The organism is Thermogutta terrifontis, assembly GCF_002277955.1.
Taxonomy (GTDB): Bacteria; Planctomycetota; Planctomycetia; order Pirellulales; family Thermoguttaceae; genus Thermogutta; species Thermogutta terrifontis.
Map to the genome: position 1 here is coordinate 4,268,574 of NZ_CP018477.1, position 19,479 is coordinate 4,288,052.

General features: G+C 57.8%; 14 protein-coding genes. 9 read left to right on the top strand and 5 right to left on the bottom strand.

The genetic code is table 11. The annotated features are described in order from the left end of the window. Window positions 1-669 precede the first annotated feature (669 nt). Window positions 670-2,445: a prenyltransferase/squalene oxidase repeat-containing protein gene (locus THTE_RS15775; RefSeq protein ID WP_095416339.1), complete on the top strand. Its 1,776-nt coding sequence runs from the start codon at window positions 670-672 to the stop codon at window positions 2,443-2,445. 81 nt (window positions 2,446-2,526) lie between these two features. Here THTE_RS15775 and ispH read toward each other — a convergent pair whose 3' ends face one another. After that, window positions 2,527-3,462 carry a 4-hydroxy-3-methylbut-2-enyl diphosphate reductase gene (gene ispH, locus THTE_RS15780; protein WP_095416923.1) on the bottom strand — a complete coding sequence of 312 codons (936 nt, stop codon included), beginning with the start codon at window positions 3,460-3,462 and terminating at the stop codon, window positions 2,527-2,529. 171 nt (window positions 3,463-3,633) lie between these two features. Here ispH and hpnC point away from each other — a divergent pair, with 171 nt between their 5' ends. Genes hpnC through hpnE form a run of 3 tightly spaced genes read left to right on the top strand, consistent with a single transcriptional unit; the run spans window position 3,634 to window position 7,061 of the window. Beyond that, a complete protein-coding gene (gene hpnC / locus THTE_RS15785) occupies window positions 3,634-4,623 on the top strand; it encodes a squalene synthase HpnC (protein ID WP_095416340.1) in 990 nt (329 codons plus the stop codon). Further along, a complete protein-coding gene (locus tag THTE_RS15790; RefSeq protein ID WP_157732165.1) occupies window positions 4,596-5,624 on the top strand; it encodes a phytoene/squalene synthase family protein in 1,029 nt (342 codons plus the stop codon). The genes hpnC and THTE_RS15790 overlap by 28 nt, the downstream gene beginning before the upstream one ends. A 9-nt stretch (window positions 5,625-5,633) precedes the next feature. After that, window positions 5,634-7,061 (top strand): hydroxysqualene dehydroxylase HpnE, encoded by a 1,428-nt coding sequence (hpnE, locus tag THTE_RS15795; protein WP_095416342.1) that lies wholly within the window; start codon window positions 5,634-5,636, stop codon window positions 7,059-7,061. A 93-nt stretch (window positions 7,062-7,154) separates the two neighbouring features. Here hpnE and THTE_RS15800 read toward each other — a convergent pair whose 3' ends face one another. Beyond that, window positions 7,155-8,777 (bottom strand): hypothetical protein, encoded by a 1,623-nt coding sequence (locus tag THTE_RS15800; protein WP_095416343.1) that lies wholly within the window; start codon window positions 8,775-8,777, stop codon window positions 7,155-7,157. An 812-nt stretch (window positions 8,778-9,589) separates the two neighbouring features. Between THTE_RS15800 and THTE_RS15805 the strand changes: the two genes are divergently transcribed. Further along, the gene (locus THTE_RS15805) at window positions 9,590-10,543 is read left to right on the top strand and encodes a leucine-rich repeat domain-containing protein (RefSeq protein ID WP_157732166.1); all 954 of its coding nucleotides are present in this window, start codon (window positions 9,590-9,592) and stop codon (window positions 10,541-10,543) included. Between the two features lie 62 nt (window positions 10,544-10,605). Here THTE_RS15805 and THTE_RS15810 read toward each other — a convergent pair whose 3' ends face one another. Next, on the bottom strand, window positions 10,606-12,162 hold the full coding sequence (locus THTE_RS15810) for an anthranilate synthase component I family protein (protein ID WP_237260159.1): 1,557 nt from the start codon (window positions 12,160-12,162) through the stop codon (window positions 10,606-10,608). After that, window positions 12,159-13,622: a DUF6513 domain-containing protein gene (locus THTE_RS15815; protein WP_095416345.1), complete on the bottom strand. Its 1,464-nt coding sequence runs from the start codon at window positions 13,620-13,622 to the stop codon at window positions 12,159-12,161. Before THTE_RS15815 ends, THTE_RS15810 begins: the two co-directional genes overlap by 4 nt. Window positions 13,623-14,339: 717 nt before the next feature. Here THTE_RS15815 and recR point away from each other — a divergent pair. The 4 genes from recR to THTE_RS15835 all read left to right on the top strand — a co-directional run bounded on the left by recR (window position 14,340) and on the right by THTE_RS15835 (window position 18,867). Beyond that, complete coding sequence (gene recR / locus THTE_RS15820; protein WP_095416925.1) at window positions 14,340-14,939, top strand: recombination mediator RecR; 600 nt, start codon at window positions 14,340-14,342, stop codon at window positions 14,937-14,939. Between the two features lie 215 nt (window positions 14,940-15,154). Beyond that, window positions 15,155-16,705, top strand: coding sequence for an RNA polymerase factor sigma-54 (rpoN, locus tag THTE_RS15825; protein ID WP_338064590.1), 1,551 nt, complete (start codon window positions 15,155-15,157; stop codon window positions 16,703-16,705). Window positions 16,706-16,908: 203 nt separating this feature from the next. Further along, window positions 16,909-17,967, top strand: a complete 1,059-nt coding sequence (locus THTE_RS15830) for a M42 family metallopeptidase (protein ID WP_095416926.1) — start codon at window positions 16,909-16,911, stop codon at window positions 17,965-17,967. Between the two features lie 132 nt (window positions 17,968-18,099). Further along, window positions 18,100-18,867 (top strand): metallophosphoesterase family protein, encoded by a 768-nt coding sequence (locus tag THTE_RS15835; protein WP_095416347.1) that lies wholly within the window; start codon window positions 18,100-18,102, stop codon window positions 18,865-18,867. A gap of 37 nt (window positions 18,868-18,904) precedes the next feature. On the opposite strand, the gene THTE_RS15840 is transcribed toward THTE_RS15835, so the two are convergent. Next, window positions 18,905-19,282, bottom strand: a complete 378-nt coding sequence (locus THTE_RS15840) for a hypothetical protein (RefSeq protein WP_157732167.1) — start codon at window positions 19,280-19,282, stop codon at window positions 18,905-18,907. Window positions 19,283-19,479 lie beyond the last annotated feature (197 nt).

Genomic DNA, 19,479 nt, shown 5'->3' on the forward strand with positions numbered 1-19,479 from the left:
ACCTGCCTGTCAGGTCCGTTTTTGCCATTCGGAGGCGCGTGCTTTTCACGTCTTTATAACACGAGGAGTCCATATTCGGAGGGACCTGCTCGTCAGGTCCGCCGTGCAACGTTCGATGATCCATCCCTATCATCGGGCACGACAAGCGTGCCCCTCCGTGTGCGACGGATGCCGTGGAAGGCGTCCCTCCAATAGATGCCACTTGCACTCCGACCAATCGCGCTACCAAAGTCCGAATCCTGAGAAGCGCTCGAATGTCCATAACCACTGGCGGGCCCGGTTCTACCCGTGCCACGCGCTGGTAGGGGCAATTCATGAATTACCCCTATCGAGATCTGATCCACTCCCACGTCTCAGCCACTTGCAGAAACCCGCGGCTCTGCTGTTCCGACTTCTGCAAGCAAGTGGTATTTCCCGTCCCGCCTCATGTCCTCTTATCCGCGGGATGCGGACACATCGCGAAGGGCTTCTTCCAGCCACGCCCGTGCTGGTACCATGATCGCAGCGCAAGTTAAAATGAAGAGGGGAGCTTACGGCCAGAGATCGCCATTCAGGTCGCGTATGGCGAGCCTGTGGGCGGGAGAGTGTTCGGGTCGGTACCTCGGCGGGTAAGGTCGTAAGCTTGTGCGCATCATCCGGAGCAGAGATTTCTGAGGCGAGAGGTCAAGCATGACCGACAAGTTGCCTTTGCCCGATGAACAGCAGCCACCGCAAGGATCACCACCGGCGGGGCAGGGTTCTGGAACACCACCGCCACTGCCTGCGGAGAGTACCCCCTCGGCGGGAAACGTTCGTGAAGGAACAAAGAATATCTCAGCAGGGAAGGTGGTTCGTCCTTCCCAGGGGAACGCCGTCCGACCGCGAAGTGAGCCCACCCAGAAAGGCACCACTCAGGGATCCGCCACAGCAGTTGCGGCGGCTGCAAGAGGCGCTCAGGCTGAGAGTAGTGAGGAAGAGAAAAAAGGGCGGAGCCTGCTGTGGGAGATCCTCCACTGGATGCCGAGTTGGTTCGTGAGCATGGTCGTGCATGCTGTGGCCTTGCTGGTCATGGCCATGATCACGATCCCCGGCCCTCGTGAAACCACCGCCCAAACGCTGGTGGTTGCTCCCGGTCAGAACGAACAACTGGAAGAGGTGGAAGAGCTTCTCGATGAGCCTCCGCAGGACATCAACCTGGCCACCGATCTGTCCCCGGTGGAAGTAGCCAGTAACGTGGACAGTTCCCAGGACGTCTCACCGTTCAACGATGAAACGGCAGCCATGGCCTCAGTGGAGCTCAGCCCCATCGGCGTGGAACATGCCCCGCAAACGGACCTGCTGTCCAACCTGGGTGCCTTGAGCGGCGACGCCTTTTCAGGTCGTGGGGCTGGCAAGGAACGCCTCGCACGGTTGGGTGGTGCTACCGAGGGCAGCGAGCGCGCTGTCGCTCTGGCCCTCCAGTGGCTGGCCAATCATCAACTCCCGGATGGTGGCTGGAGCTTTGACCACACCAAAGCTGGCGGGTGCAATGGCCAGTGCCGTAACCCGGGCAATCTTCCGGAAGCCAGAGCGGCGGCCACCGCCCTTGCCCTTCTGCCATTCCTCGGTTCTGGACAAACCCACCGAGAAGGAAAATACGCCAAAAACGTGCGCGCGGGGCTTTACTTCCTGATCACCAACCGAATGAAAATTTCCCCCGAGGGTGGCAGTTTCCTGGAAAACGGCGGCAACATGTACTCCCAGGGGCTAGCTTCCATCGTGTTGTGCGAGGCCTATGGAATGACCCATGATAAGGTCCTGGCGGCTCCCGCCCAGCAGGCGCTCAATTTCATTTGTAACGCACAAGACCCCGTGGGAGGTGGCTGGCGGTATCAACCTCGGCAAAAAGGGGACACATCGGTTGTCGGCTGGCAGTTGATGGCTCTCAAAAGCGGCGCCATGGCGTATCTGCAGGTCCCCAAGGTGACCATTCAGAAGGCCCAGGTCTTTCTCGATTCGGTGCAATCCGATGGCGGAGCCGCTTACGGATATCTGGATCCAGGGGAAGGTCCCGCCACCACGGCCATCGGTCTTTTGTGCCGGATGTATCTCGGCTGGGACAAGGACAATCCCGCGCTGGTCAAGGGAATTCAACGACTGAGCAAATGGGGACCATCCACCAGCAAGAGCGGGCCGAGCCGAAACAACTTTTATTACAACTATTATGCGACTCAGGTTATGCGTCACTGGGAGGGAGAAGAGTGGAAGCAATGGAACGCCGTGATGCGCGATTACCTTGTGCAAACGCAGGCTCAAAAGGGTCATGAAGCGGGAAGCTGGTTTTTTGAGGACAGCAGCGATCACGGAAAAGAACGGGGTGGGCGTCTTTACTTCACGGCAATGGCCACGATGATCCTCGAGGTGTATTACCGCTACATGCCCCTCTATCGCAAGCAGACGACGGCCGAGGCATTCCCGCTTGACTGAGGTCGAATCCGTGTGGTCGTCAAGCCCGGAACAGGCACGACAGGTGTGCGTGGCTGGAGTCTTGTTTCTCGCCGAGGTTGCCTAATGGGAAGGCACCAGGCGCAATTCGGCGGGCAGGGGAAAGTGGACGTGCTCTTCCCGCAAAAAGACCTCTTCCACGGTGGCCCCGAATTTCTCCTGTAATAGTCGGATGCACTCCTGAACGAGATGTTCGGGGGCGCTGGCACCCGCTGTGAGTCCCACCGTTTCTTTTCCTGCAAACCAAGCCAGATCAATCTCCTGCGGACCATCAACAAGATAGGCGGGAATCCCAGTGGAGGCAGCAATTTCTGCCAAGCGACGGCTGTTGGAACTGTTCTGGCTGCCGACTACGAGAAAAACATCACATTGAGGGGCGATGGCGAGAACCGCTTCCTGCCGGTTCTGAGTCGCATAGCAGATGTCGTCCTTGGCCGGTCCCACGAGTTTGGGAAATCGTTCCCGCAGCCGAGCCACAATCTGCGCTGCGTCCAGAATGGAAAGGGTCGTTTGGGTTGTATAGGCAACTTTGTCGGGATCCGGCACTTCCACGGTCTCGGCCTCCGCCACTGATTGAATGAGGCGAATGGCGTGGGGGGCCTCACCCAGGGTACCGATCACTTCGTCATGGCCGGCATGCCCAATCAAAAAAATGGTGTAGCCCTGGTCCGCAAACCGCCGGACTTCCCGATGGACCTTTGTCACCAGTGGACACGTCGCGTCGATCGTCCGGAGTTGCCGCTGCCTGGCCTTTTCCCGCACCTCGGGCGACACCCCGTGGGCAGAAAACACAAGCACGCTGCCCGGTGGTACCTCGTCAATATCATTGACGAAAATCACCCCGCGATTGGAAAATGTTTGCACCACATGTTGATTGTGAACGATCTCGTGAAACACGTAGAGCGGCGTGCCAAACCACTGGAGCGCCGTTTCTACGGTCTCAATCGCCATGTTTACCCCCGCACAAAACCCGCGAGGAAAGGCCAAAAGGATTCGCATCGTTTTCACCTGTTTCTCGGAGGCTTCCACAAGCAATACTCAACTTGCGAAGATGCTTCCCATATACTGGAAAATGGCTCGCGCAGGCGGTGCGATCGCGTGCCTCCAGGGTATTCTCACGCGATTTTGCTTTTTCCCAACCGGTGGCGGTCAATGCAGGGAAGTCTGTTCATGACATCGCAACAGCCCAGTTCTACCGCGCCCTCACTGCCGCCAGGTCAGGCCACGGCAGAGCGGGCCCGTTTTCTCCGCGACTTCCACCAATATGGTCCGTTTGCCCAGTATGAGCCACCGTCGCTCCGGTACAGCCAGAGATACTGCCGCCGTCTGACCCGCCAGCATTATGAGAATTTTACCGTGGTGAGCTGGTTTGTGCCCCGCGGTTTACGTCAGCATTTTTGTAATATTTACGCCTGGTGCCGATGGGCAGATGATCTGGCGGACGAAATCTTCTCGCAAAAGGACAGCCTGATGCTTCTCGACTGGTGGCAGCGGGAACTGATGTCCTGTTACCGGGGCCATCCCCGCCATCCTGTGGCCGTTGCTCTTCAGGATACTGTGACCACTTTTCAGATTCCCCCAGAACCGTTTTTGGATTTACTGGTTGCCTTCCGGCAGGATCAGGAAATCCGTCGCTACGAGACATTCGAAGAGCTTCTGAAATACTGTCGCTACTCGGCCAATCCGGTGGGACGGTTGGTGCTGTACCTCGCTCGGTGTCACACGCCGGAGCGTGTCACGCTGTCTGATTTCGTGTGCACGGGACTGCAACTTGCCAACTTCTGGCAAGATGTGGGAGAAGACTGGCATCGCGGTCGGATGTACATTCCCCTAGCGGAATGCCGCCGCGTTGGTTACACCGAGGAAATGTGGCAACGGCGGGAATTCAACCCGGCGTTCCGGACCCTCATGAGAGGACTTGTGGAAGAGGCCGCCGTATTCCTCCGCCGCGGTGGGCAGCTCGTGGAACTGATGCCCCGGCAGTGGCGCGTGCCTGTTCTGCTCTTCGTCCGGGGCGGTCTCAAGATTCTCCAGGCGATTGCCGCAATCGACTACAATGTATGGCAAACTCGACCAACGCTCAGCCGATGGACAAAACTCACTCTCATGATGCAAAGCTGGTGGGATGTGCTGTGGCACAAAACCGGGATGAACAAATAGATTCTCTCTGTACTGATGACGCGATTTATCGCGCAATCATTACCGACACCTATCCGGTTTGTCACGCGATATGTCAGAGGGCACGATCCAGTTTCCTGCCCGCCATCCGCCTGCTGGGCCGTGAGCAAGCCCACGCCATGGAAATCATCTACGCTTATTGCCGCTTCACGGACGACCTCGCAGATGAACTCCCGGCCGCTGAGGCCAGGCGTTATCTTCAATCGTGGAAGTCGATGATCGATCATCGGCTTGGATCTTCGTTTCTTCCCGCTCCGGCTTCCGAGCTCAGCGTTTTGTCCGAGGCTGCGACCGTGCCGAAAGACGCGCTCGTTCTGGCTTCCGGCGTGGCAGCCGTCGTCAAGCACTACGGCATTCCACCCCGGTACGTTCTGGAAGTCATCGAAGGAGTGGAGCAAGACATCGACTTTCGCCCGCCTAAGAGTTTCGCCGAACTGGAACAGTACTGCGCCCGGGTTGCTTCAGCGGTGGGGGTGGCCTGTCTCTACATCTGGGGTTTTAAAGGCCGGGAGGTTCCTTCCCAAGCCCACGACTGTGGAGTGGCCTTCCAGTTGACCAACATCCTGCGGGACCTGCGTGAGGATGCGGAACGAGGACGGATCTACATTCCGGCTGACGAACTGAACTCCTTTGGATGTAATGGGGACGATATTCTCAAAGGAGTGATGACGCCGGCCTGGAGTGATCTTCTCGACTTTCAGTTCAAAAGGACGGAATGTTTCTACCAGAGTGCGTCGGAGTTGTTCCAGTTTCTCAGCGATCGGGGGCGAAAAGTTTTCGGTTTGATGTTCTCCACCTACTACGCGCTTTTTCAAAAGCTCCGTCGCAATAAGCATCGCCTTTTCCGGCAGAAACTGAAGCTGCCACGCTGGCACAAAATTTGGCTGCTGGCCCGCTGGAGTTTGGCACCGCCCCGCTCTCTTCCCATCGTTGACGGGGCAACAAATTCTCGTCCTCCGGCCATCTCACCATCAACGGGGTGAAGCCGCGTCATGGACCGAAGAGCGGAGCAGGAGAGACTGCGTATTGCCATCGTCGGTGGGGGTCTTGCCGGCCTGGCCACAGCATGGTTTCTTCGGAACACTGGGTGCGAAATTACTCTTTTTGAAGCCCGGCGTGTCCTGGGAGGCCGTGTCAGATCCATCACCGACCCCGAGATGGGCCAGACGATCGACACCTGTCAGCACGTCGCGTTGGGTTGCTGCACGGAGTTCCTCCGCTTTTGCCGGCAGATGAATGCGCTCGACCTATTTGTCAGACACCGCACCCTCTTCTTTACAGATGCCGGCGGCACGATTTGTCGCTTCCGGGCTGCCCCTGGATTACCCGCTCCCTTCCATTTGCTGCCCACCCTCTTGCGGTTCAAGCTGGTTTCGCCCACTGAACGGCTGGCGCTCCTTCGCGCGGCCTGGACTCTCTGGAGAGGCGAAAGTAATCCTGCTCACTCGTCAGACAGTGAGCTGACCGAGTCGTTTTTGCGGCGGATGGGTCAATCAGAACTGCTCCTGCGGATGTTCTGGGGGCCTCTACTCGTCAGCGCGACCAGCGAAACCCTGGATCGGATTCCGCTCCCTCTTGCGCGAATGATCATTCGCGAGGTCTTCATAAAAAACCGGCATGGGCACGAATTGTGGATCCCGCGTGTACCTCTCGGCGTGTTGTGTGATGTCCATTTTCGGGGCCGTCTCGAAACCGCAGGGGTGCGTATCCTTTCGGGACGGTCTGTCCGCGGAATTTCACGATCTCATAATGGCTGGTGCCTTCATTTTGGAGATGGTCGGACAGAAAATTTTACTGCCGTGGTGCTGGCCGTCCCCTGGTGGGTTGCGACTCGGCTTCTGCCGGCGGAAATCGTAACCAAGATTCTTCCCGGGTGGCCGGCGTCTCGCTCTCGAACATCTCCGGAGGCCTGTGCGATCACCGGTGTGCATTTGTGGTTCGATCGGCCGGGCTTTTCTCTCCCGCACGCGGTGTTGCCCTATGCGCTTTCACAATGGGTGTTTCGACCTCCTTTCGCCGACATGTCTCAAGGCCAATCGGTTGCCTCGGTTGGCGATTCCGCCTCGGCAAAATCGCCCTGGTACTGCCACGTTGTGATCAGCGCGTCGCATCGGCTGGCCCCCGGCTCGCCGGAAGAGTGTCGCGAGCAAGTCGTTAGGGAGTTGCAGAGCACCTTCTCTGCCCTTCGATCCGCGAGACTGCTGGCCGGCCGCGCGATCACAGAGCCAGCGGCCGTGCTCTCTCCAGGTCGAGAGTGGGATCACCGCCGACCGCCGCAAGATACCGGCATCCCGGGGCTTGTTTTGGCGGGTGATTGGACGGCGACGGGCTGGCCCGGCACCATGGAGAGCGCGGTTCGCAGTGCCCAATTGGCCAGCGCGGTCCTCTCCAAGTTTATGCAGTCCCTGTCAAGCCGGTAATAAGCGAGAAATACTCGGCTCCGGAGAAAGCCGTGATCCCCGCCCGAGGCGGTGCGTCCAGGCGTCCTAATTGTGGTTGCCGATTCCGGCCTGTCAGTGGTAGTTGGGGGGAACGGCTCCGTAGGACCAGGGGGTGGTGACGGGGGTCACCCGTGGTGGTTCCGGCACTGGCCCCGGCGTCAACTGGTGCGCCAGCTCCAACAGTGTGTCCCGGATTTGGTTACCGGCTTTAAAATCTAGATTGCTGTAGGCTGTAAGCCGGGTTTCATAGCCGCCACCATGCGGCCCGAAGGCCTCTTCCGTGGGCACATAGCCCACACAGCCGTTGGCCAGTTCGACCGGCATGGTGTATGGGAATTTAGAACCTGCTTTTAATTCCAGGCCATACTGGCAGAAGTATTCGGCAGGATTGGCCAGTATTACAAGCGGACCGATCTGGATGGCCTGCAACTCCACGGTGGCTTCTGGCTCAACCTTCAGTTTGGCGTCAAGCAGCACCGTCTGCACGGCGAAAATCCACTCGGTGGCCCCAACTTCCTTGGGGTCTTTTTTCGTCAGGCCCAGGCATTCCTCCACGCGTTTGGGGTCGGGCCGACGCCGGGGAATGGTGAGTGTGGTGCTGCGATAGTCTATAGGGGCGAGATTGCCCCGCGGAATCAAAAGCAACGTTTTCACTGCTTCGGCGCCCACCCGGCCGCCCACTCGCTGAGCCCATTCCTCACCCGTGGGGTTTTGAAAAGGGCTGAGATTGTCTACCTGCGTGACATCCCCGGAGCACCCCTGAAGAAAGACAACCACCACGTCGGGCCCATAAAAGCCACGAATCACCTTTTCCATGTAATAAATCCAGTTGGCCGATATGCCGCCGGGATTCGTCGTCGCATGGCAGGTGTAGTGGACCACGCAACCTTCCAACTTTCCGTCGGGCGACCACGCCCCCAGAACGAGAACCTCCGGATCAGTTGGCCCCGCCACTTCCACAATATCGGGATTGAGCTGGCCGGGATGTGTGAACGTCAAGCCGTTTTTCATCCGGAATCGGCGGTTGAAAGCAACTTTGTCCTCGATACCTCGACCGACACCGCAAACGAGCGGATGCCTCTTTTCCCACGCCTCGCAAATCGCATCGACCGTGGCCTTTTCCATCTTCTCCAAGTAACGGCTGTCCGCCGTGGACGCCACCTCATAGGCCAGATGTTTGACCCAGTCGTCTGCATGGTCGTACTCGCCCGGCAACACCATACCACTGGGTCCACCGGAATGTGTATGCGACGCGGCCAGCAGAATCGCTTCCGGTTTGAGGGCACATCGCCGGGCAACTTCGTCACGAATCCGCTTGACGCTTGGCTCGCGGATGATCAGTACATCGAGCCCCACCAGGGCCACAGCCTTCTGCCCGTCGTCGAACACCGCCGCTCGCGCTTTACAGGGATCGTGAAACGTCCGGTGATAAACTTTGCCATACCCCCCGGGTTGCTCCATGCCAAGTTCTGGACTGATGTCGCGCTCCGCAAAGCCCACTTTCAAAACAGGCTGAGCAGTTTCCGCCCAGAGCAGTGACTTCTCGCTCCAGCCGGCGAGCACCCCAAGGATTATCCCGCCCACGACAATGATAAGGATTCCACGGAAACTTAAACTGCGGAAGGCCGGAGAGGGCCTCCATCCGTGAAGGACACGCCCACTCGCTGGTCGGCTACCTGGTCGCTGGTGTGTCATGCTTCCACCTCCTCTGGCTGGGATCACTTTGAAACTGGCGAGTGCGGAGACATTCCAGGTGAGTTTTGCCTCCCCATTTGATAACCGACGAGCGCTGCCCCGGCAAGTGTAGCCCAGGCTGGCCCATCCTCAGTTTTTGCAAAGATTTTGCACAAGGGTCAACGCGCAGCGTGCTGTAAGGGCAATTCATGAATTTGCCCCTACCGTTTGAGCGAACAGTCAGAGCCCGGTCGATGAATTGGATTATCCAAACGTTGCAATGTGCACCCGACAAGCCATCTCTGCGAACAACTCTTCACAGGGGCACTCCTGTCACGCCCGACGAGAGGGCTCGATGATCAAACGGACCTGACAAGCACGTCCCTCGGAAGTGGATCCCGTGGAAAAAGGTCCCTCCGATGGGTGTTTCGGAGGGGCACGCTCGTCGTGCCCGATGATGCGAAATGGAGCATCCAACGTTAAACGGCGGACCTGACAGGCAAGTCCCTGCGGAGTTTCTTCGGAGGGGCACGCTTGTTGTACCCGGGGAACTCAATCTCGCTTCCAGGCGAAACCATGTGAGCGTCCGCGTCCCCATCGCCAGTGGAAAAGGGGCAATTTGTCGCGACAAGACCGGATAGGAAATATTCACGCTGCTGGTGTAGAATCGTGGAAGGAGCTTCGATATATCTTGCAAAAAAAAACTTCTCAGGGGAGGTCGTGGAGAAATGACGTTTAAGGACACTTGTTTTCGGAGAATAGCTTTTGCTGTCCTTAATCGGGGTCGCATGGTCGCCATTCCCACAGGACACATCGTTTGTTGGAGCGTTCTTGTGGGCAGCCTCCTTCTGACTTTGGGTTGTACTCCGCGACAGGAAGTCTCTCCCTCCAACACTTCCTTTGAGCACCGCGACGCCGCCGCAGTACCCGGCCCACCCCTGGAAAAAGGAGCACCCGCCGGGGCATCTTCTCCAACGGGCCATTCGCCCCGCGCCGCCTCCCGTGACTCCCTCCGTGATGTTGACGCCCAGACTCTGACCGCAGCCCTCCGAGCGGCAAACCCCGGCTTCACGGGCGAGGCCGTTGTGGAAAACCAGGATGGCGTGATTGTTGTCGCCATCAATGCGCCCGAGGTTCGCGACATCTCACCGCTAGCCGGTCTGCGAATTCACAAGCTGGACCTCTATCAGTGTTCGGTCAGTGATCTCACGCCCCTGTCGGGACTGCCTCTGGAAGCGCTGGCGCTGGACCGAACAAAGGTCACCGATTTGAGGCCGCTCAGCGGCATGCCGCTCCAGTACCTCTCGCTCAGCGAGACCGATGTGAGCGATCTGACTCCGCTGGCAGGATGTCCATTGAAACAGCTCAACCTTGTCCGCACGAAAGTGTCCGACCTTTCTCCTCTGGTCCGGTGTCCCCTGGAGACGCTCTGGCTTAATGAAACGCCGGTGAAAGACCTTTTCCCGCTTCGCCATGTACCGCTTGTCAGTCTCACCATCGCGGGCACCCCTGTGGAAGATCTGTCGCCGCTGAAAGGCATGCCCCTCAGACGGCTGCATATCGCGCGGTCGCAGGTCACGGATCTGACCCCTCTTCGCTGGTTGCGTCTGGAACGCCTGGTTTTCACGCCATCGCGAATCAAAACGGGTCTGGACATCGTGCGAAATATGCCCACGCTGCGAGAGATCGGAACCGCATTCGGGGAATCAGACTGGGGAATCGAAGACCGTCTGATGCCGCCCGACGAATTCTGGGCACTCTACGACGCCGGAAAGATTACGGAGTGACCGTATCTCTGGCAACCTTGTGCCTAAATTTCCGGCAGTAAAGAATGGGCAATCGACCAGGACTACTTTTGTTTCTCACAGGAGGCCAATTCCAGCGCCTGAAGGAGACGTCTCGCTTTGTGCCAGGTTTCCCGGTATTCGGCATAAGGATCGGATCGTGCCACGATCCCCCCGCCCACCGAAAAGATACACCAGTCCCGCCAGCAGAGGATTGTCCGAATGAGAATATTGAGGTCCGCCGAGCCGTCCAACCCAATATAGCCGAGGCTGCCACAGTAGGGACCGCGGACATGTGGTTCGAGTTCTGCGATGATTTCCATCGCCCGAGGCTTGGGAGCGCCAGTCACGGAGCCACCTGGAAAGCAAGCGGCCAGCAGGTCAAAAGCATCGTTCTGCGGTTTCAGGTCTCCCTCGATGACCGAGACAAGATGAAAGACGCCGGCGTAGCGTTCCAAGCGGCACAGGCTTGTCACGTGGACACTTTCCGGCAGACAAACGCGGGACAAATCATTCCGCAGCAAGTCAGTGATCATAATGTTCTCCGCCCGATCTTTCGCCGAGGCCAGCAATTCCGCGGCGATCGCGGCATCCGTGTCTGGAACTCCTGTTCGGGCACGTGTCCCTTTGATGGGTCTCGTTTCCACATGGCCTTTTGTCACGCGGAGGAACCTCTCGGGCGAGGCACTGAGAAGCTGGGCGTGCCCGAAATCAAAGTAGGCAGCGAAAGGGGCTGGGTTAACCTGGCGAAGGTGGCGGTACAGGATCAACGGGTCTGCTGGCTTCGGTGTTGCCAGACGCTGGGCAAGATTGACCTGAAAAACATCTCCCGCCCAGATGTAGTCCACGGCTTTTCGCACTGCGTTCAAGTATTCCTCGGCCGAAAAATTACTCGTCAGCGGCAGTTCAAAGGGGACGTCATTGATTGCCACGGGGAGCTGCTTTTGCAGTGTCTGGTCAGTTTCCGTGGGACAATTGGCCAATCCCTGCCCGGAGAAATGCCCATCCTTGTGAGAGGAATGCACCCAGCCGTGAAGCCTCTCCTGTGCTAGGCCAATTGATGAACTCTCTATCTCACCGAGTTTCTCTGCCTCAGAGAGCAGTTTCTGGAAGAAGTCGAGACGTGCTCGCGCCCGCTCTTTACGGTCCTCGCCCGGCTCACAGGGAATGCCCTGAGAGATAAGCCAGGCTCGCTGATGCCAGTGATCAGCGGCCAGGACAACGTCGTAAAGGCCCACGGCCCACAGCGGCCAGCCGCAGTCATCGGTTTGTGCCGGTGCCACATCCTCGAACGCGCGGTTGAGTTCGTAACTCCAAAAGCCGGCCAAACCGCCCTGAAACGGTGGCAGATCCTCCCGTGCCGGCTGACGGAACTCGCGCGCATGGCCGGCGAGTTTGCGGAACGCCACCGCTGCTTGCTCTCCCGTCGCAGTGGAGGGAAGGAGGAAGAATTCCTGGGGATCGGCCATCAAAAACGAGTACCGCGCAAGTGAACGGTCATCGGCAGCCCCCCGCGGTGAATCGAGAAAAAGGACGTAGGGCAGACGGGAAAACGCGGCAAGCAGACGGTCCCAATTGGGCCACGAAACTTCCACTACAAGGGGAAAATCAAGCGAGGTCACGAGTGAGCTGTCTTTCCCGTTTCCGAACACCCTTTAACAGACCGACGCCGGGCCAGTCGCCGAATTCGCCTCTCCCGCGGAGAAGGCTCTGCCACTGTATGAAGCCCCCAGTGCAGGGCTTCATCCTGCCAGTAATTCTTTCCGAGTTGACGGGCAATAGCGGCCTTGCACAGTTCGTATCCGAGATAAAAAGCGGTATCCGGATCCAATGGGCGTCCGGCATCCTTCGCGGCGTCGGTGATCGCTTCAAACAGTTCGTAGGGATCGGAGGACTGCAACTCCCGGCCGAAAGCCCATGCACACAGTTGGTTCGCCTTCACAAACAACCGGGGGGACGGATCCCGAATCTGCTCCCGCAACTGCTGCCAGTACTCCTCATTTCCATTGTTAATGTGGTGATCACGAAGCATGGCCAGGGAAGAGTCCAGACTCCGCAGCGACACGTGATACCGCTGGGCACAGTGGACCATCCTTCGGATCACGTCACACTCGCGCACCGAGGTCCGGGCGGTGTTGACCTCCTGGGTTGTCAGGATCCATCTGGCGCCGATCTCCTGGGCAAATCCCAGCAAGAGGAGCAGAAGCGGTCCCGCATCCGCGGCCGAGTGGAAGAGGACCGAACACAGATCAAGAGCCAACGGAATGTCCGGCCAGATATGGCGGGCCTCCACACTCCGCAGCATACTCTGGGTGAATCCCAAACCGACCGGAACCAACGACTGTTTGAGAATCGTCGGCCTGCGAATCTTTCTCAATGACTCCAGCGTTTCTTCCACACCCTCCCAGGTACCCGGCAGATAGGGCTCAATCACAAGATTCGTCTGCTCGGGCAAGTCTTCAGGCACTTCCAGCAACGGCTCAACAAAATCTGCACCCGCCGCAAGTGCTGCCTGCCATGTGGAGAGCTCGAGAGTCCTTACCCAAACCTTATGCCCATGTGAATGCAAAGCCTTGATGATCTTGGCAAACTGCGGTCGAGGCTCTCGATCCTCATGCCACAGGCCAATGACGTCAGCTCCATCGGCCACCAACCGATCTGCCAGATCGAGCAAAGTGGGAAGGGGAACGTCGGCGGCATCCTTGACCACGGCCACAATCCGCAGCGAGTACTCATCCTGCGGTAAGCACGGCCGATGACGCCTCCGAAAATATTCAGGAAGGTCGTGCAGGTCGTTCGGACCGCGTTCCACGGGGATTCTTAACTTGGCTTCCAGTTCGTGAGGGTCGCCCGAACATCGCCCCGGCAGCAGCACCCGGGTCGCTTCGGGAGGTACCTTCAACCGTTCCGCAATCCAGGGCACGCTCATCAGCCCGGCAATGCTGATGGGCATCACAGCCACCGAGTACTGAAAGTCATAACTGCTGGCCAGATCGGGCAGCATACGCCGCAGCAACGGTTCCGCGAGACGTCCGGTGACGAACAGAAAATGTTCCGAAAAACCACGGTCTGCGGAATCCATGGCGTCCCTCCGGAGGTATTCTTCTCTTCAACGCACCAGCCGTCACATGCGCCGGGAGGCTTCTTCCGCGGCCGGTGTACCGCCGCTCGGAGAGCGGTCGTCTCTTGTTGCGATGGTAGCGCCGGCCCCTGCCACAAAAGGGCGCGGTGCCTGGAATCGTCAACACCCGACAGCCAGCCTGCCCGACAGAGGTGACTCTTGTCGGGGGAGTTGGCAGGTCACGCAAATCTTACCGGGTCGATCATCTTATTCTACTCGCAGGCCGCCTCTTCCTGCCACCACAGTTTTATCGAAAGCGATGGCCGTTGTGACAGGGCCGTCTGCACGCGGCGGACAAAATGAGGCGACAAGCGTGCCACTGCGAATGCCCCGAAGCGCCCCTCCCGTCACGTCCGCATTTTAGCGGTAGATTATCCGGTCGTTTTGGGGCCTTTCAGGGGCAAAACGCTTGCCAGGTCGGTTGTTACCTTTTCTCCGCTTATCCCGAGCAATGGCATTTGTCCATTCTCTTTATAGCCCACCACGTAGGTCACATGACGGGCTTGAGTGCCCCGTTACCGCGGTTTAATCCGGTGGCACAAAAAGGTAGAATTCTTTAGCCTGACCGCGGTGGCGCCGGGCGGGTCATCAGGGGTTCGAGAGGAAGTAACCTGAAACGGCATTGGAAACGTGCTGACTCAGCCGACACACCCGGTACAGGCGGAAGAGGAGGTTCCGGTGGCAGAGTTGACAGAATCGGTCACTCGGTTGATCGAACATTTGACGCGACTTCCCGGGATTGGTCGGAAGTCCGCGGAGCGGATCGCTTACCACCTCCTGCGGGTAAGCAAGGACGAGGCCCTGGCCCTTGCGGAGGCAATTCGGAACGTTAAAGAAAACGTCCGCTACTGTACGGTGTGTTACAACCTGGCAGAGGGGGAACTCTGCCGGATCTGCCAGGATCCCACCAGGGATCGTGGACTGCTTTGTGTCGTGGAGCAACCTCAGGATTTGATGGCAATCGAGCAAACAGGGGCTTACCGGGGCCTGTATCACGTATTACTGGGGCGGATTTCACCGTTGGACGGCATCGGCCCGGAACAACTGACGATTGATGCCTTGGTCCAACGGGTGCGACAGGGGCAAATTCGGGAAGTCATCATGGCGACCAACCCGACTGTGGAGGGAGACGGCACCGCTCTGTATATCTCCAACCAACTGGCAGATACGGGAGTTACCATCACGCGACTGGCACGAGGAATCACCCCGGGAAGCGTGATCCAGTTCGCCAATCGCGAGATCTTGACCGATGCCTTAGTGGGACGCCAGAAATTGTGACTTTCAGCACCCTAGCCACCATGGGATATCGAAGACGTCGGAATGCCTGGTTTGGTCATCGATATGGACAGTTCGTCCGTATCGGGCAATTGGCGGAGGCACGCGGTGTCGCGCTGCCAAACGGGCAAGCTCTTGATTTGGATGCCTTCTCACGATTAAAGGGACGCTTTCCCCAAGATTGCGCTTTTCAGAAAGATGAGGCCTGAGCTATGAGAATGTCGCTTGGCCATCACTTAAGACAGGTCCAAAAACAAGTTCAAAAGCAGATACTCTCGCCACGGATGATCCAGTCCATGGAGATTTTGCAACTTCCACTCCATGACCTGGAGCAGCGCGTGGCGCAGGAACTTGCGGAAAACCCCGCCCTGGAAATCGAAGAATCGCAGGAACAGGAACTCGAGGAAGAGCCCCGGCTGGAAGAAGAGGAAGAACGCACGGATACCGCTCGCTCCGACTTGGAGCGCGAGTTCGTCGTGAGTGAGGAGAATTCCGCGGAAGAGTTTAGCCGGCTCGTCGAAATGGAGAGGGAGATTCCGGAGTATTTCGAGGAGGAGATGAGCCGCCCTTCTCGGGATCGGATCGAGGAGTACTCCGAGCGCTATCACGACATGATGGCAAATCTTCCCGACCACAACCCCACGCTCCAGGATCACCTCCTCGATCAACTGGCCTGGTATGATCTCGATCCTCAAACCCGCGAACTTGCTGAGAAAATCATTTCCAACCTGGATGAAAACGGTTACCTGCAAACGAGTCTCCAGGACCTGTTGGGACCAAATGCTACTGAGGAGGATATCCAACGGGCTGAAAAGGCCCTCAAAATCGTGCAGGAACTCGATCCGCCGGGTGTGGGTGCCCGCGATCTTAAGGAATGTTTATTGCTGCAACTGGATCCGGACAGTCCAGATTACAATGACCTCAAGCTGCTCATTTCAGAGTACCTGGAAGATATCGAGCACAACCGGCTTCCGCAAATCGCCAAGAAAACGCGCTGGTCACTGGAGCACATCCACGAACTGTTGGAAGCCCTTCGCAAGCTGAATCCCAAACCGGGGCTGCAGTTCCGAAGTGAGACAGTCTTGCCCGTGACTCCCGATGTCTATGTCGAAGAGACTGAAGATGGGCGATTCATCGCGAGGGTGGAAGGGGGCGATCTGCCCCGACTTCAAATCAACCGGGGCCTGCTGCAAAGTCTCGAGCGGCAGAATCTGTCCAAGGAAGAGAGGGAGTATATCAAGAACAAGATCGAGCGGGCCAAATGGATCATCGACGGGATTGAGCAGCGCAAGCGAACACTGCAGCGGGTCGCTCAGGCGATCATCGATCATCAGGAAAAATTCCTGCGGGAAGGTCCCGAACACATCGAGCCGCTCAAAATGCAACAAATCGCCGACAAGCTCGGTATCCACGTGACAACGGTCAGTCGGGCGGTCGATGACAAATGGATTCAAACCCCTCAGGGGCTTTTCCCCCTGCGCCGATTTTTCTGCGGAGGAAAGGTCAACCCAGAGGGTGAAGAAGTGGCCTGGGACGTGGTTCGGCTGAAAGTCAAGGAGTTGATTGACCGCGAAGATAAGGCCAACCCCCTCAGCGATGAAGAAATCGTCAGGGAGCTCGCCAAACAGGGCATCCACGTCAAACGCCGAACGGTGACCAAATATCGTGAAGAAATGGGAATTCCGAGTTCCCGGGAGCGGCGGGACTGGGTCTCGTTCGAGCAGAAGAAGAAAGCCCGCCAGCAGGGATCGGGAAAGCAGGGCCAGTGATTGCCGATCCGCACGGGTGGCTTTGTGCGAGGTACGCCCCGCCGGGTACAGCCGTCGTCCTATGTTGCCATGGAGCCCAGCGAAGTTAGTATAATACGTCATTCTTGGGATCCATTCGGCCGGCCCTGCCGGAGCGGCGAAAGGGGCCGGCTCTGAGTTCGATCGAACAAAGTTCTCTCCGCACAAGGGAAAAGGAGCTCTGGATGGATAGTGATGCTCGAGAATTTCTGACACGCTTGCTGGAGACTCCCAGTCCGTCTGGATATGAGCGCCCTGTTCAGGACGTGATTCGGGAATACACGAAGCGTTTTGCAGATGAAGTTAAAACAGATTTTCACGGCAACGTGATCGCAGTGCGGAATCCCGCGGCCCCGTTTCGCGTGATGCTGGCGGGACACTGCGATCAGATCGGGCTGATCGTCCAGTACATTGATGATGATGGATTCATTTATTTCCAGTCCATTGGCGGTTGGGATGTGAGCGTTCTCATCGGTCAGCGGGTGACCATTTGGTCAGACAGCGGGCCGATTCCCGGCGTCATCGGCCGTAAGCCAATCCATCTCCTCTCGGAGGAGGAGCGAAAGGCCGTGCCCAAAATGAAGGACCTGTGGATCGACATTGGCGCGGCGTCCAAGTCGGAAGCAACGCAAAAAGTTCGGATCGGAGATCCCATCACGATCGAGCTGGCCTCTCGCGAACTGTGGAACAACCGTCTTATTTCCTCCGGCCTGGATGACAAGTCAGGAGCCTGGGTCGTGATCGAGGCCCTGCGACGCATCGACGGAAACAAACTTCAGTCGGCCTGCTATTCTGTGGCAACGGTGCAGGAAGAGCTGGGGCTTCGCGGAGCGCGGACAAGCGCGTTTGGGATCGATCCCCATGTTGGTGTGGCCGTGGACGTGACCTTCGCCACGGATTGCCCAAGCATGGAAAAGAAGGAGGAAGGAGAAATCAAACTCGGGAAAGGGCCGGTGATCTATCGCGGTCCCAACATGAATCCGCGTGTGGTGGAGCGACTGATTCAGGTGGCCGAGGCAAACAACATCCCCTACCAACTGGCGGCAGCGGGAAAAGCGACGGGAACGGACGCCAACGCCATCCAGGTCAACCGTGCTGGAGTGGCTACCGGATTAATCAGCGTCCCCAACCGATATATGCACAGTCCTGTGGAAATGATATCCCTGGACGACCTGGACGCCGCCGCAACACTCCTGGCCCGGTTTGTGGAATCAATTTCCCCTCAGGACGATTTCGTCCCCTGAGTGCAAAAAATAAACACAAGTGGTGATCCGCTGGAGAGTCAGGAACGGTCTCCCCCATCATGACGGAGACAGAATAACGGTCCGAAGCCGCGGAGAATGAAAGCCAGTATCGTTTGACTTGAGGCCAGACCGGTGGCACCCGTAAAACGTGCAATCATCAGCGATATCCACAGCAATCTAGAGGCCCTTCAGGCAGTCCTCGAAGACATCAAGCAGCAGGGCGTGGAGGAGATTTACTGTCTGGGCGACATCGTGGGTTATGGACCCAATCCCCGGGAATGCATCGATCTGGTCATGAAGCACTGCAAGGTGTGCCTGCTGGGTAACCACGATCAGGGTGCGCTGTTTGATCCCGAGGGATTCAACGTGGGGGCGGAGAGGGCGATTTTCTGGACCCGGCAGCAGCTCGAGGAGCATGGCGGGAACCCAGTGGAGGCACATCGGCGGTGGGATTATCTCGGTGAACGGCCGCGGATTCACCGGGAAGGCCCCATCGTCTATGTTCACGGCTCGGTGAGAAACCCGCTCAATGAGTACGTTTTTCCGGAAGATATTTACACCCCGGCGAAATTACAAAAGCTCTTCGCCCTTATTGAGAAGTGTTCCTTCCAGGGACATACTCATACACCCGGGGTATTCACCGACAGCATTGAATTCTTTTCCCCGCAGGAACTGGAAAACGGCGAATTCGACCTGGATTCGGTGGAAAAGGCCATGATCAATGTGGGATCGGTCGGCCAGCCGCGGGACGGTGACCCCCGCGCATGCTATGTCATTCAGGAGGGGAATCGCGTTCGTTTTCGCCGCGTTCCGTACGACGTGGAAAAAACAATAGAGAAGATCTACGCTGTTCCAGACCTCGATAACTTCTTGGGAGACCGGCTTCGCGACGGCCGGTAACCGTTTGACAGAGCGCGGCGCGAGTAAAGTGGTCATTTCACCGGTCGAAAAATACGCGTTGCCGCGCTGGTGTATCAGCAAATAAAATGGGATTGCGCACGCGGCGAGGAGTCTCCCTGCTGTTCATCCCGGCTCGTTCAGTCCCCAACAGGGAATGAAAATCAAAGGCTGGCGAAATCCGTTTGTGCTTCTGATCGCTGGATGGTACACCATCACGGCGGTAGGAAGCCTGTTTTTGCACCGCCTCTCCGGAATCGAGGCGACGCTCGGGGCATATTCCGCCGGCCATCTGCCTTGCACTCGCGATTGCACCCTGGATTCGGCTGCCGGGTTCAGCCGGGCGGATCTTCCTGCGGACGATTGCCAAAAGAACTTCGAGCCTGGTTTGCAATCGTCCGGCAAGCAAACTGTTCACGACGCGAATTCCTGCCATATTTGTCAGTTCCAGATCCAGCCTCGAGCTCCCGTCGCCACGTTCGCGGTTATTTTGCCACTTGTATTGAATTGGTGGAGCCCACTCGTCAATTTCACCGAGGTCGTGGCTCGCCCTGCATCCCCGTGGCACAGCCGCGCTCCACCTGTTCCCAACCTCGTCTGATAAACTCTGGATTC